Source organism: Rhizobium sp. C4 (assembly GCF_021026315.1).
Taxonomy (GTDB): domain Bacteria; phylum Pseudomonadota; class Alphaproteobacteria; order Rhizobiales; family Rhizobiaceae; genus Ensifer_A.
The window spans coordinates 14,246-27,873 of the sequence record NZ_JAJNCX010000025.1; the positions used below are offsets into that span (position 1 = coordinate 14,246).

At 62.0% G+C, this 13,628-nt stretch carries 15 protein-coding genes; 8 read left to right on the forward strand and 7 right to left on the reverse strand.

Features of this window, described 5'->3' with window-relative positions; translation table 11 throughout:
• Position 1 precedes the first annotated feature (1 nt).
• The 3 genes from fghA to LQK84_RS24030 are packed head-to-tail and all read right to left on the reverse strand — an operon-like array spanning position 2 to position 3,093.
• Positions 2–835, reverse strand: a complete 834-nt coding sequence (fghA, locus tag LQK84_RS24020; RefSeq protein ID WP_230831328.1) for an S-formylglutathione hydrolase — start codon at positions 833–835, stop codon at positions 2–4.
• Positions 836–895: 60 nt separating this feature from the next.
• Positions 896–1,375, reverse strand: a complete 480-nt coding sequence (locus tag LQK84_RS24025) for a YaiI/YqxD family protein (RefSeq protein ID WP_230831329.1) — start codon at positions 1,373–1,375, stop codon at positions 896–898.
• A 41-nt stretch (positions 1,376–1,416) separates the two neighbouring features.
• Positions 1,417–3,093: a SulP family inorganic anion transporter gene (locus tag LQK84_RS24030; RefSeq protein WP_230831330.1), complete on the reverse strand. Its 1,677-nt coding sequence runs from the start codon at positions 3,091–3,093 to the stop codon at positions 1,417–1,419.
• A gap of 373 nt (positions 3,094–3,466) precedes the next feature.
• Between LQK84_RS24030 and LQK84_RS24035 the strand changes: the two genes are divergently transcribed.
• From LQK84_RS24035 to LQK84_RS24060, 6 genes are all read left to right on the forward strand, one after another.
• Complete coding sequence (locus LQK84_RS24035) at positions 3,467–4,462, forward strand: RluA family pseudouridine synthase (RefSeq protein ID WP_230831331.1); 996 nt, start codon at positions 3,467–3,469, stop codon at positions 4,460–4,462.
• Positions 4,459–5,133, forward strand: a complete 675-nt coding sequence (locus tag LQK84_RS24040) for an HAD-IA family hydrolase (protein ID WP_230831332.1) — start codon at positions 4,459–4,461, stop codon at positions 5,131–5,133. The genes LQK84_RS24035 and LQK84_RS24040 overlap by 4 nt, the downstream gene beginning before the upstream one ends.
• Positions 5,134–5,139: 6 nt before the next feature.
• Positions 5,140–5,925 carry an ATP12 family chaperone protein gene (locus LQK84_RS24045; RefSeq protein WP_230831333.1) on the forward strand — a complete coding sequence of 262 codons (786 nt, stop codon included), beginning with the start codon at positions 5,140–5,142 and terminating at the stop codon, positions 5,923–5,925.
• A gap of 203 nt (positions 5,926–6,128) precedes the next feature.
• Entirely contained in the window at positions 6,129–7,058 is a 930-nt protein-coding gene (locus LQK84_RS24050) for an outer membrane beta-barrel protein (protein WP_230831334.1), read from the forward strand.
• 24 nt (positions 7,059–7,082) lie between these two features.
• Positions 7,083–7,781, forward strand: coding sequence for a hypothetical protein (locus tag LQK84_RS24055; RefSeq protein ID WP_230831335.1), 699 nt, complete (start codon positions 7,083–7,085; stop codon positions 7,779–7,781).
• A gap of 159 nt (positions 7,782–7,940) precedes the next feature.
• Positions 7,941–8,828 (forward strand): DUF2497 domain-containing protein, encoded by an 888-nt coding sequence (locus tag LQK84_RS24060; protein WP_230831336.1) that lies wholly within the window; start codon positions 7,941–7,943, stop codon positions 8,826–8,828.
• Between the two features lie 25 nt (positions 8,829–8,853).
• Here LQK84_RS24060 and LQK84_RS24065 read toward each other — a convergent pair whose 3' ends face one another.
• The 3 genes from LQK84_RS24065 to folE form a co-directional block, all read right to left on the reverse strand.
• Complete coding sequence (locus LQK84_RS24065; RefSeq protein ID WP_230831337.1) at positions 8,854–9,819, reverse strand: patatin-like phospholipase family protein; 966 nt, start codon at positions 9,817–9,819, stop codon at positions 8,854–8,856.
• Positions 9,820–9,928: 109 nt separating this feature from the next.
• Positions 9,929–10,381: a phosphoribosyl-AMP cyclohydrolase gene (hisI, locus tag LQK84_RS24070; RefSeq protein WP_230831338.1), complete on the reverse strand. Its 453-nt coding sequence runs from the start codon at positions 10,379–10,381 to the stop codon at positions 9,929–9,931.
• 3 nt (positions 10,382–10,384) lie between these two features.
• Positions 10,385–10,996 carry a GTP cyclohydrolase I FolE gene (folE, locus tag LQK84_RS24075; RefSeq protein WP_230831339.1) on the reverse strand — a complete coding sequence of 204 codons (612 nt, stop codon included), beginning with the start codon at positions 10,994–10,996 and terminating at the stop codon, positions 10,385–10,387.
• A 414-nt stretch (positions 10,997–11,410) separates the two neighbouring features.
• On the opposite strand from folE, the gene LQK84_RS24080 reads away from it, so the two are divergent.
• Together LQK84_RS24080 and yidD are read left to right on the forward strand one after the other, a co-directional pair.
• The gene (locus LQK84_RS24080) at positions 11,411–11,857 is read left to right on the forward strand and encodes an iron-sulfur cluster assembly scaffold protein (protein ID WP_230831340.1); all 447 of its coding nucleotides are present in this window, start codon (positions 11,411–11,413) and stop codon (positions 11,855–11,857) included.
• A 95-nt stretch (positions 11,858–11,952) separates the two neighbouring features.
• Positions 11,953–12,303: a membrane protein insertion efficiency factor YidD gene (gene yidD / locus LQK84_RS24085; RefSeq protein WP_230831342.1), complete on the forward strand. Its 351-nt coding sequence runs from the start codon at positions 11,953–11,955 to the stop codon at positions 12,301–12,303.
• A gap of 31 nt (positions 12,304–12,334) precedes the next feature.
• Here the strand turns inward: yidD and LQK84_RS24090 are convergent, their stop codons facing one another.
• On the reverse strand, positions 12,335–12,802 hold the full coding sequence (locus LQK84_RS24090; protein ID WP_230831341.1) for a hypothetical protein: 468 nt from the start codon (positions 12,800–12,802) through the stop codon (positions 12,335–12,337).
• Between the last annotated feature and the right edge of the window lie 826 nt (positions 12,803–13,628).

Sequence of the window (13,628 nt, forward strand, 5' to 3'; positions counted from 1 at the left end):
ATCAGACAAGCCGCTCCGCATGCCATTTCAGGTGATCGGCCATGAAGGTCGAGATGAAATAGTAGGAGTGGTCGTAGCGCTCGCGCATGTTGAGCACGAGGCCGATGCCCGTCTCCTTCACCGCCTCTTCCAGCTTCCAGGGCATCAGGCCCTTCTGCAGGAAGCTGTCGGCGGAGCCCTGATCGATCAGGAATTCCGGGAAGCGCGCGCCGTCCTCGATGAGGGCGCAGGCGTCGTAATGGCGCCAGGCGGCCCGGTCGTTGCCGAGATATTTCTCGAAGGCCGGCACGGACCAGTCGGCCTCCATCGGATTGACGATCGGGGCGAAGGCCGAGCAGCTTCTGAAGCGCTGCGGGTTCTTCAATGCGATCGTCAGGGCGCCGTGGCCGCCCATGGAATGGCCGAAGATGGCCTGCCGGCTCATGTCGGCGCGGAAATTGGCGGCGATGATCGCAGGCAGTTCTTCGGTGATGTAGGAATACATCTGGTAATGCGTCGCCCAGGGCGCCTCGGTGGCGTCGAGATAGAAGCCCGCACCCTTGCCCATCTGCCAGTTGCCGGCTTCGTCGGCCACCTCGTCGCCGCGCGGGCTGGTGTCGGGGCAGACGATGATCAGCCCGAGTTCTGAGGCGGCGCGGCGATACTCGCCCTTTTCCATCACGTTGGAATGGGAGCAGGTGAGGCCAGACAGATACCAGACGACCGGGCAGGGCGCGTGCGCCGCCTGCGGGGGAACATAGACCGCGAAGGTCATCTCGGTGTCGGTGATCTTCGACGTGTGGCTATAGACGCCCTGCACGCCGTCGAAGGAGACGTTTTCGGAAATGATCTTCATGGGTTCTGGTCCTGTATCAAACTTGTCTTGTTGTTGTGCATGTCCGGACGGGGTGCCGGATCATGCCTTTCCCGGAAAGGCCTTGGCCCGGCGGCAGAGCCGGTCGAGCGTTTCGAGGAACGCCGAGCGGTCGCGCTGGCTGAACGCGGCGTTATAGCCCTTGCTTTCGCCGGTTTCGCGCAGGTGCTGGCCCAGGTCGCGCATGGCAGAGGCCATGCCGATATTGGCACGGTCGAAGATGCGGCCCTGCGGCCCCGTCACCAGCGCGCCCTTGTCGACGCAGCGCACGGCCAGCGGCACGTCGGCGGTAATGACGATATCGTGGTCGCCGGCATTCTCGGCGATCCAGTTGTCGGCGGCATCGAAGCCGGCGCTGACGATGACGTTGACCACCATCGGATCGCGCGAGGGACGCAGGCCTGAATTGGCGACGAAGACGGTCTTGAGACCGTGCCGCTCGGCAACCTTCAGCACTTCCGGCTTCACCGGGCAGGCGTCGGCATCGACATAGATGATGGGATTCGGGCTTTCTTCAGACATGGCCGGTTCATACAGTCTGAGCCGGCCAGGGGAAAGACGTCTCAGCCGGCTTTTGTCTCGGCGAAGCGCGGCGGCTGGAGGTGAACGGCTGCGGCCGCCTCCTTGAAGGTCGCGAAATATTCGACCGCCGGGGCCTTCACATGATGGGCTTCCAGCATGGCGCGGGCATCCGGCGAAGCGCCGGCGATCAGGACGCGGACGCCACCGCGTCCGGCCTTGCGAACGGCACCTTCAATAACATTGGCCGCGGAAGAATCGAGGAACGGCACCGAGGAGCAATCGAGGATGAAGTTCTTGTGGGTATCGCCGATGCGGTCGAAGACGGCGGCCACCGTTGCCGCCGCGCCGAAGAAGAAGACGCCCGAAATGCGGTAGACGGCCGTGTCGGGGTCGGTCGCACGGAACGGTTTTTCCGGAGCTTCCGTATCGTCGGCAAAGAGATCACCCGGCTGTTCGCTGACCTGAACATGCCTGGCCATCCGCTCGATGAAGAGGAAGGCACCCAGCACGAAACCGACGATGATGCCCTCGGTCAGGTCGCGGAAGATGACCATGAGGAAGGTGGCGAGAAGCACGACCACATCGCCCCAGGACGAGCGGAAGAGCGCGCCGATCGCCGACTTTTCCACCATGTTGTAGGAGACGAAGGCGAGCACGCCGGCCAGCGCCGCCAGCGGAATGTATCTGGCAAGCGGCGCGGCGACCAGCAGGAAGCCGAGCACGAAGGCCGAATGCAGTATGCCCGAGATCGGGCTTGTCGCGCCGGCGCGGACATTGGTGGCCGTGCGGGCAATCGTGCCGGTGACGCAGATGCCGCCGAAGAGGCCAGAGGCGATGTTGGCCGCCCCTTGCGCGATCAGTTCCATCGACGAACGGTGCCGGCGCCCCGACATGCCGTCGGCGACGACGGCGGAGAGCAGGGACTCGATCGCGCCAAGCAGCGTGAAGGCAATTGCATCGGGCAGAACCTTGATGATGAGATCCGTGTTCAGCGGCGGCAGTTGCGGCATCGGCACCCGGTCCGGAATGCCGCCAAACCGCGTGCCAATGGTTTCGATCGGCAGATGCAGGACGACGGAGAGGAGCGAGGCGAGCGTCACCGCAATGAGCAGGCCCGGCCAGTTCGGCAGGAGGCGCTTGAAGATCAGGATGACGGCGATGGTGAAGGCGGCAACGGCGGTCGCCGGCAGGCTGATCGTCCCCATGTAGCTCCAGAGATAGAGGAGCTTGTCGAGAAGCGGCCCCGGTTCCTTGCCCTGCGTGGTCAGCCCGAAGAGATCATGGATTTCGCCGGAGAAGATGATGACGCCGATGCCGGCGGTGAAGCCGACGGTGACCGGATAGGGGATGTATTTGATATATTTGCCGAGCCGCAGGAAGCCCGCCGCCATGAGGAAGAGGCCGGACATCATGGTCGCCAGGATCAGGCCCTCGACACCGTTGCGCGCCACGCTTGCGCCGATCAGGACGATGAAGGCGCCGGCCGGCCCGCCGATCTGGTAGCGGCTGCCGCCCAGCAGCGAGACGACGAACCCGCCGAAGATGGCCGTGTAAAGCCCGCGCTCCGGCGTCACGCCGGAGGAAATCGCAATCGCCATGGAGAGCGGCAGCGCCACGATGGCGACGGTGAGGCCCGCAAGCGCGTCAGCCTTCAGCCGCGAAAGCGTGTAGCCTTCCTTCAGCACGCTGACGAATTTGGGTTCAAGTCTGTCGGTCATGTCTGATGCCTGCCTTTACGATCCGAAAGACGGGCGTGGCGGCGAACCGTCGCGCCGTTTGGCAGAGAGTTTAGACCTAATCTGAGTCGTAGAGGTATGCAAAAATGATGCGGCCGTTTCCGATTGCAAAGCTTGACTCCCGGAATTTCAGGCATCTCGAAATTTCCGCCATGCGCTTTTGCGTTCAGAGTGCTGCGGGGCCGTCGGTTTCGTCTGGAGGCGACCTCCAGCTCACCGCCATCCTCTGACAAGTCCGAAGATAGCGGCGCGAGACGGGGCCTCAAATCCGGCCACCATTTCCCTCCATCACCTCTTCTCTGGCCTTCCTGCCGCATTTCAGCTAAAGCGACGCCAGAATAAAGGAACGTGTAGAATGGCTGGCATTGAACATAGGGACGTGAGCGAGGACGAGGCGGGTATGCGGCTCGACCGGTGGTTCAAGGTCCATTACCCGGGCCTGGGCTTTGGCGCGCTGCAGAAGCTGCTCCGCTCCGGCCAGATCCGCGTCGATGGCGGCCGGGTGAAATCCGATGCCCGCGTGCAGCCCGGCCAGAAGGTGCGCATTCCGCCCATGGATATCGACGCCAAGGGCGAGGAGCGCACCGGCGCTCCGTCCGGCAAGGAACTGAAGCATTCGGGCGACGCCGAACTTCTGTCGCGCATGCTGCTGCATGAGGATGACAAGGTGTTCGTGCTCAACAAGCCGGCGGGCCTTGCCGTGCAGGGCGGTTCGGGCCTCACGCGCCATATCGACAAGATGCTCGAAGCCTGGACCAGCAAGAAGGGCGAGAAGCCGCGTCTCGTCCACCGGCTCGACCGTGACACGTCCGGCGTTCTCGTCGTTGCCCGCACCCGCGGCGCGGCGCAGAAGCTGACGGCCGCATTTCGCGAGCGTGACACCAAGAAGACCTATTGGGCGCTGGTCAGCGGCGTGCCGCGGCAGCGCGAAGGCCGCATCTCGACCTGGCTCGTCAAGGAAGAAACGCCGGACGGCGACCGCATGCGCGTCACCAAGCATGGCGAGGACGGGGCCGACCACGCCGTTTCCTATTACCGGATCATCGAGCAGGCGGCGCAGAACCTCGCCTGGCTGGAGATGGAGCCCTATACCGGCCGCACCCATCAGCTGCGCGTCCATGCCGCTCATATCGGCCATCCGATCATCGGCGATCCGAAATATTTCCAGGCCGATCTCAACTGGACCTTCCCTGGCGGGGTCCAGAACCGGCTGCATCTCCATGCCCGCCATATCGACATTCCGCACCCGTCGGGCGGACGGCTGAAGATTACGGCACCGCTGTCGCCACATATGGTGCAGACCTGGAACCTGCTCGGCTTCGACCAGAACGGGCCGGAGTATGACGAATGAAACTGGTTCTCTTCGATTGCGATGGAACGCTGGTCGACAGCGCCCATCTGATCCATGAGGTTATGGTCCGCACCTTCCGCCATTTCGAGCTTGAAGAGCCTGAGGCCGCGGCCACGCATTCGATCATCGGCCTGACGCTCGATTCCGCGATTGCCCGCATGCGCGGCCTGGACGAGGTGGATGCGCAGTCGCAGGCAATGATGGCCCATTACAAGTCGATCTTCGCCGCGACGCGACTGGAGGCGGGGTTTGAAGAGCCGCTGTTTCCGGGCATCGGCGGCGTCATCGCGGATCTGTCGCGGCAGGATGACCTCATCCTAGGCGCCGTCACCGGCAAGTCCCGCCGTGGGCTCAACCTCATCTGCGAGAGCCACGGCTGGACGGAGACCTTCTTCGTTGCCCGCACGGCCGACGATTGCCCCTCCAAGCCGCATCCGGCCATGGTGCTGGAATGCTGCGACATCGCGGGAATTTCCCCCGCCGACACCATTGTCATCGGCGACAGCATTTACGATATGGAGATGGCGAAGGCCGCCGGCGCCTATGCGCTCGGCGTATCCTGGGGCTATGGCGCGGTCGATGCTCTGAAGCGCGCCGGTGCCGACCGGATCGCTGACGCCACGACCGACATTCCCATGCTGATCCGTCAATTCGGGCCTCAATTCGGGTAAGAGACCATGCGAGACATCCTGACCGACCTTAACGACGCCTTCCTGTCCGATCCGGACCCGGTGCGCCGTGCGCAGATCCAGATGAAGACGCCGCTGCCGAAGCGCTTCTATGACGCCGTGGGCGTGGGTGAAGACGGCGAGGGCGGTTATGCCGTCCTGCTCGACGGCAAGACGGTGCGCACGCCCTCCAAAGCCAAGCTCGCCTTGCCGACACCAACGGCGGCCGAGATGGTGGCGGCCGAATGGGCGGCGCAGAAGGATGTGATCAATCCGCTCAGCATGCCGGTGACACGTCTGGTCAACACGGTGATCGACGGCGTGGCGCTCGACCCGCAGCCGGTCTTCGAAGATATCCTGCGCTATTCCTCGACCGATCTTCTCTGCTACCGCGCCGATGCGCCGCAGCGGCTTGTCGAATTGCAGGCCGAGAGCTGGGACCCGATCCTAGGCTGGGCCTCGGACCGGCTTGGCGCCCGTTTCATCCTCGCCGAAGGCGTGATGCATCAGGAACAGCCCCGCGAGGCGATCGCCGCCTTTGGCGCCGGCCTGAAGCGTCACGACGACGCCTTTCGTCTCGCCTGTCTCCATACGGTGACGACGCTGACCGGCTCGGCGCTTCTGGCGCTCGCCTATGCCGAGGCCGTTGTCGATGCCGACGAGGCCTGGCGTCTCGCCCATGTCGACGAGGACTGGCAGATCAGCCAGTGGGGCGACGACGAGGAAGCCATCCGCCGCCGTGCTGCGCGCAAGGTCGATCTCGACGCGGCTTGCGGGTTGTTCAGGGTTCTCTGAGTTTCCTGAGGCCGTGGGCGCGCGCCAGATCTTCATTCGCGCTCATTGGTGCTCGATGTCAGTGTGTGATTTTGGCCGCATCGCGTCAAAAGCGGACTTGGCGTTTGGTTTGTGAGACGCTGAGACGATTGATGAGACGCAGAGATTACAGGCAGCGAGCTACAGCGTGATACCGAATCCCCCATTGTTTGAGGGGATTCTACATGTTGAAATCCGTTTTGGTCTTGCTCTGCGCCGGGGTGGTTCTCGCAGGGGTTCTTTTCACAGGGGGCCCGGCTTTCGCGGGAAGTGCAAAGAAGTCTGTCCGGCTACCGTCGGCGTCCGAGATCAAGTCTCTGCCAGACATCTATCGCCGCTCATCGTCAGGGTCGGTCTTCCACGATGTCCGGCTCTCGCTTGATTTCGGCTATGGCTATGCAGAGCGGCGTGGCAGCCCTTCGATCTTCAAGGAAAATACCTATTCGCCGACACTGGGTGTCAGCTTCGGGATCGGTGACTTCGGCTTCGCCGGGGTTTCCACGACCTACGAGCACCATGCCATCCAGTCCAACATCGCGTCCTTCAACCTGCCGGTCGGCGGGAGCGCAAATGTCTACGGTTTCGATGGAGTGCTGGGCGTCACGCCACTACCCTATATCCGCTTCGGTATCCTGGGTGGCTACGGAGCGGGTGGGTCGTCCTATTCGTTTACCGGCTTCAACGCGGCTCCCATCGGCTCGAATGCCCAAAGTGCGCGCATCGGCGGCTTTGCCGGGGCAAGCTATGCCGTGGACAACTGGCTCTTCAATGGCGACGTTTCGGTCATTCGCACCGATAACCGCACGGATTTCGATCCGGGCAACACACCCGCCCGCGCCGCATGGGGCTCCACGCTGGCGCTGGTGCAACTGGGGGTGAGCTACCAGGCAACGGACCAGCTGCGGCTTTCGTCGGCCGTCGTCTTCAACCATTTCATCGTGCAGACGGTGGCTGGCAACGAGCCGAAGCTTTCGCCGAACTGGTTCACGCTGCAGGTCGGAGTCAACTACGACATTACGCCCAACTGGGAGGTGAACGCGAAGGCGCTGACCTGGGTCGGGAACAGCAGCATGAATTACACCCGCGCCAGCGTTGGCGTCGCCTACAAGTTTTAAAAGGGGTCGGTGCCGGAGATGACCATGTTCAAACCCAATTTTCTTTCGCGCATTGTGATTCTGTTTTCGATGACGATTATGCTGTCCGGTTGCTGGGACGTGCTTCTGAACGATCCGTTGTTCAAGAACTTGATAGCCGACGAATCTGGGGGCACCAAAAAGGTTCAAGACTTTCTGAGGACAGACACTGGATCCTCGCTTGCCGTCAAAGAGTATGTGTATGGGGAGGATATGAGCTTTCTTCCCGACAACTACATTGACGACGTTACGAAGGACCGCGAGAGCCTTATGACCAAGGTCCTCGGCACGATGTTCTGGCGGTATGATGTGAGTTATTCCACGGCGGTCAATGCCGGGCTGACGGGTGTGGATGAGGCGACCTTCAACTATTACAAAGGTGCAGGTGGAGCGTGGATCACGTCTCTGCGCACAGCCCCTGGCAACGCTGACATCGCGCAGAGGCTTGAGCTTTACAAGAGCAGGCTTGGCCGAAACCATACGTATTATGCGGGCAAATTCGGCGCGGTGGCCATTCGCGATCTATTGAAGGACGATGACGCTTTCGCTCTGTTCTTGACGGACGATACCTATGCGGTGCGGTGGCTCAATAACAATCCTTCCGCGGATCGGAGCGGCATCGACAAAACGAAGGTGACCGAATATGAGCTCAAGATGTATCTGGGACCGGCAACCAGCGCCGTGCTACCCAACGCATCGCCCTGAAGGGGACAAGGATTCACCGTTTGCCTTGCACCAGACCGAAACTGTGGATGGCGCGGTGGATAACCTCCGCGTCCTGTTCTTTTTCCCTTTCGCCCCATTTAGGGTAAACTGTCTGCTAATAATTATCGTGTCTGGCAGATGTGTTGAACGGGGATGAAAATGGCTCAGCCAAATGTAGCGCGTGAACCGTCTATGGAAGAAATCCTGGCGTCGATCCGCCGGATCATCGAGAACAACGATCCGGTTGAAAGCATTGATAATGCTTCCTATTCCGCTCAGACTCAGAACGCGGCCGAGACCATCGAGCTGACCATCGACGACGATATCGCCATGATGGTGGCGGATGCCGCGCCGGCAGCGCCGCTCGTGCAGCCGTCCGAATCAGTTGTCGCGCCGCGCCAGCCCGAGCGTCTCGAACAGCCCGCCGCCCGGCCTATGTCGCTTGCCGATGTTGCGGCCCGCGTGAAGGCTGCCTCCGAACGCCGCGCACCGGCAGCACCGGCCAATGACACGGAGCGTCAGGTCCAGTCTGCCCCGGCACCGATGGTGGACGAGGAGCGTTCCGAGCCGGTCGAGACCTTCGTTGCGCCTGCTTATTCTGCTCCGGCCGTTTCGGCCGACGCGTCGTTCTTCTCCTCCGCCGAGCCGGTCTCTGCTCCGTCCTATGAGGTTGAGGAAGTGGCTCTGGACACTTACGAGCCGGCGACGAACGAGGCTTCCGAGCCCGTTTCCGAGGTGACGGTTTCTGCCGACGAGGCGAACGAGGTGGAGCTCGATCCGATCGAGCGCTTTGCCGTCCAGATCGGCAACGAGATCGCGTCTGCCGTTCCGGCCCAGCTTCTGTCGCCGACGACGGAAGAGAAGGTTTCGCGTTCGTTTGAAGAGCTGGCCGATGCGCTTGGCGGTTCGAAGCGGACGCTGGACGAGATTGCCGAAGAGATGCTGAAGCCGATGCTGCAGGAATGGCTCGACGACAATCTGCCGACGCTGGTCGAGCGGCTGGTCCGCGAAGAGATCGAGCGTGTGGCCCGCGGCCCGCGCCGCTGATTTTCCGACTGAATAGAGACAGAGATCAGCGCAGCAGGACATCCTGCATGCGCTTGATTTCGCCGATCTTCGCCTTGGCTTCCTGATAGCCGCGGTCGATGGCTTCGCCGGCGCGGTGGAATTCCGACAGGCCGATATCGGCAAGCCGGGGCTGTAGCGACAGGTCCGGGGGATCGCCGGCCAGCCGTGCCCGCGAGATGCGGTCCTGGATGATGTTGAACGCCTCGACCATGACGGAGGTGACGCCGTGGCGGCGTTCCTTCTCCGGGTTTTCCTGCATGTCGCGATAGGTCACCGGCTGGTGAGAGGCCGTGTGCTTGATGACGGCCGAGCGGCCATAGAGGTCGTAATGCAGGTTGACCGCCACGACCAGCTGCTGCTCGTGCGCCCGGCAGACCGAGACCGGGACCGGATTGACCAGCGCGCCATCGACCAGTGCCCGGCCATTGCAGACGACAGGCTCGAAGATGCCCGGAAGGGCATAGGACGCGCGGATGCCGGTGATCAGCGAGCCGGAATGCATCCAGACTTCATGGCCGGTTTTCAGTTCCGTGGCGACCGCCACGAAGGGACGGTCGAGATCGTCGATCGACAGGCCTTCGAGATGTTCCTGCATGCGCTTGGTGAGGCGCAGACCGCCCAGCAGTCCGCCGCCGCCGATGGTGAAGTCGAGGAAGGCGGCGATGCGGCGCATGGTGAGCGAGCGGGCGAAGTTTTCGAGTTCATCCAGCTTGCCGGCCAGATAGCAGCCGCCGACCAGCGCGCCGATCGAGGTGCCGGCGACCATGCCGATCTTGATGCCTTCTTCGTCGAGTGCTCTCAGCACCCCGATATGCGCCCAGCCGCGGGCAGCGCCGCCACCAAGGGCGAGCGCGATGCGGGGTTCGGGACGTTTCGGGGCAGGGGGAGGAGAGGATGGGATGTCAGGAGTCAGGGCCTTGTCGGCCTGCAACTGATTGGCATTGTCGCGTTTCAAACTCCAGTTCAGCATGATACTCCCCTTACAGCGCTGAACGTTCACCGTTCCGTCACATTAGGCGCGCGCAACGCTTTCCAAAGCGTAAACGCGTGAGTGGGCTGTCCCGTTTCAAGGCATATGCCTAATTTTTGTTATAGACGTCCGCGGGATCAAAGTGGCGATGGTGATCGGTGATTTCAACCACCGCCCGGCCGTCCTCGGTCCTTGCAACACGATAGAAGCACGAGCGCCGGCCGGTGTGGCAGGTGGCGTCGTGTCCGGCGACCTCGACCTTGAGCCATACGGCGTCCTGGTCGCAATCGGTGCGCAATTCCTTCACCGTCTGGAGATTGCCAGAGGTCTCGCCCTTCTTCCAAATCATGTTTCGCGAGCGGCTGTAATAATGCGCGATGCCGGTCTCCAGCGTCAGCGCCAGCGCTTCATCGTTCATGTGCGCGACCATCAGCAGTTCGCCGTCGCGCGCATCCGTCACGACGGCGGTGATGAGACCATCGCGGTCAAACTTCGGGGTGAAGGCGCCATCGCCTTCCAGTTCCGCCTTGTTGGAGGATGGCGGATCGAATGTGAGGGACATGTGTTATTTCCGGCCGAAGAGCATGGTCATGAAACGGGCCTGAAGCGCCGCGTCGGTCTTGAACTCGCCGGTAAACGTCGTGGTCAGCGTCGTCGAGCCCTGTTTCTTGATGCCGCGCATCGACATGCACATGTGCTCGGCGTCGATCATCACGGCCACACCCTTCGGCGCAAGCGTTGTGTCGATGGCGGAGGCGATCTGTGCGGTGAGCGCTTCCTGCGTCTGCAGGCGGCGGGCGAAGATATCGACCACGCGGGCGACCTTGGAGAGGCCGAGCACGCGACCATCCGGCATATAGGCGACATGCGCCTTGCCGATGATCGGCACCATGTGGTGTTCGCAATGGGAGAAGAACGGAATGTCGGCGACGAGCACCATGTCGTCATAGCCGGCCACTTCCTCGAAGGTGCGGCCGAGCACCTCGACCGGGTCTTCGTCATAGCCGCCGAAGAGTTCCTTATAGGCCTTGGCGACGCGCTTCGGCGTGTCGAGCAGGCCCTCGCGGGTCGGGTCTTCGCCCGCCCAGGCGAGCAGCGTGCGGACGGCCTCTTCCGCGTCCTTCTGGCTCGGGCGTTCATCCCGGTTGGCACCGAGGCGTGTTACGACTGCGTCCATTCTGGCCTCCTGACCCATCCCTGTCGGGGACGGATCTCGTTGGTTCGGACCGCCAGAATGGCACCTGAAACCTTTTGACAAAGGCTTCTTGAACACCTTGGCGGGCTCCGGGGCTTTCGATCCGCTTTCAAGGGGCGGTCTCCGGCACGGTTTCCCATTCTAGCGGTTTTGTTCCCATAAAAAGAGAACGCATCCGCCAAACTCTGATCCATTTACGCACGAAAGTTTCAAACGGATGTGTCCTTTTGAAAATTCCGGAGAGAAAAGGCGCTGTTTTGCTGCTTGCAAAACGCGCCTCCATCCACGACATAAGATATAGTATGTTTGCGCTTCTAGGAAAGAGGCAATTGGCGAACGATCTGTCAGCTTTTGACAACATCCTGTTCGCCCTGAGGGTTCACCCGGTTCAAGGCCATGATCGACGACATCTACAATGCCCGCATCCTCGAATTCGCCGGCAATATTCCGCGCCTTGGCAGCCTGGATGACCCGGATGCAAGCGCGATGGCGCATTCCAAGCTCTGCGGCTCGAAGGTGCGCGTCTTCCTCAAGGTCGAGGACGGACATGTCTCCGATTTCGCCCATGACGTGAAGGCCTGCGCGCTCGGCCAGGCCTCGTCCTCCATCATGGCCCGCCATGTGATTGGCGCGACGCCCGACGAGCTGCGGCAGGCGAAGGCCGATATGCTGGCCATGCTCAAGGCGGACGGCGAGGGGCCTTCGGGGCGTTTCGAGGACATGCGGTTCCTGAAGCCCGTCAAGGACTACAAGGCCCGCCACGCCTCCACCATGCTCACCTTCGACGCCGTCTGCGATTGTCTCGACCAGATCGAGGCGGGTGCTGCGGTAGTGGCGGGGTGAGGGTGTGTATCGTCTCCCGTTGGTCATAAAGTCCCCCTCTGGCCTGCCGGCCATCTCCCCCACAAGGGGGGAGACGACTCGTGGCGCGCTTTCCCATGTGCGCTGACCATCACCACCATCCTCATCCGCGTTCCCGCAACTGGCAGGGCCAATTCCCCAGGACGCCCGGCCGGCTGCTTGGCCTTGCGCTGATCCGCGCCTATCAGCTGACGCTTTCCTCGCTCATCGGCCAATCCTGCCGCCATTCGCCGACCTGTTCGGAATATGGCTATGAGGCGGTGGCGCGGCATGGCTTGTGGAAGGGGTCGTTCATGGCGCTGTTCCGTTTCATGCGTTGCGGACCGGGCGGCACCTGGGGGTATGATCCCGTGCCGGAGGTGCTGGAGACGCGGTTCGTCTGGTGGGCGCCGTGGCGGCTTTGGGGTGTTTCGCGGCCGGAGCATTGACGGTTGCGGGCGAGGCTTACCCCCCTCCACATCATTTCCGCGTCTCCCGCAACAACCGCCGCCGTTCCGCATCTGCTGCCGCCTCTTTCTCCGCTCTCGCAGCCTCGATCCGTGCGCGGCGAAATGTGTCGCAAGCTGTGAGGAATGCTCTTCGGAAGACGGGGTCAAAGACATTCTCTCCGACTTCCCCGGTCGCTGCTTCGATGGCTTCGAGTGAGGACTGGATGAGGCGGGCGGCATCGGCGTTGCGGATGCAGGCGGGATAGAGCTTGATCGGCTCGGCGCTATGATCCGCATGGAGGGCGAAGGTCACGCAGGCGTGCTGGCGGCGGCAGCGGTGCCGGTGGCAATGAAGGGAGAAGCCAAGCGCGGTTGCTGCCTGATGATAGAACGAGCGATGCGTGAGCATGAACTCGATCGTGTCGGGCGCCACCGCGACCGGCTTGATCGGCTCATATCGCATGATTTCCGGCATGATCTTCTTCCTGCGCCTTGCCATCGTCTCCATCTCCTGACCTTGTTTCAACGCATGTCCGGACGGAAAACCGGTTCCCACTTTTCCTGGAAATGCTGCGGGCGCGACAAGACGCCCCGGAAAAACTTGGCTCCGAGTTCCACTCCGGTTCTGCCGCTCTTGCCCTTGTCTCTGGCCAAAAACTTCCGGAGAGCCACGCTGACGCGCCGCCCTGATTGATTGGTATAAAAACGGCGGCCCGCCAGCGCGGCCCGTCGAGATCTGCAAGGCAGGGGCTCATCCGCCCCTGATCCTCAAACGCGGGCCGCCTCGCTAAGCCGCCTGCGGAGGCAGACGGGTTCTTTGGCGTTGCCAAGCCGCCGAGCCATTCGCGGCCCATCGGGGGAAACGTTTCGTCAGGATTTTTGCCCCGACGCCGCCCGCGTCCCCTGATGACATCCACCGCACGTTACGATGGACATCACCAAGCTCTCCTCCCGCCTGGGCCAGTCGTCGCTGGTCCATCCGGTGGCGGGAGGGGTTTAGGATAAGCGAAATGTTGGAGAGCGAGGAAAACAGAAAATCCGGGTTAGCCTCTCCCCTTGTGGGAGAGGAAGGAAAATCAGCATCTTAGCTTTAGCTAAGTGCTAGATTTTCCAGGTGAGGGGTCACGATTTGTCCTCGGCATCTGACGCAATTAACCCCTCACCAAGCCTGCCAAGCCAATCGCCTGCGGCTCTTGGGGCAGGCTATCCTCTCCCACAAGGGGACCGTTGCAAAATTCCACTGATATGATTCACTGGTTCTGCAGCGGCTGGAGGCGGTGGGATGTCAGTTCGTCGGGAAGGTCAGTTCAGTTTTGTAGATGCTC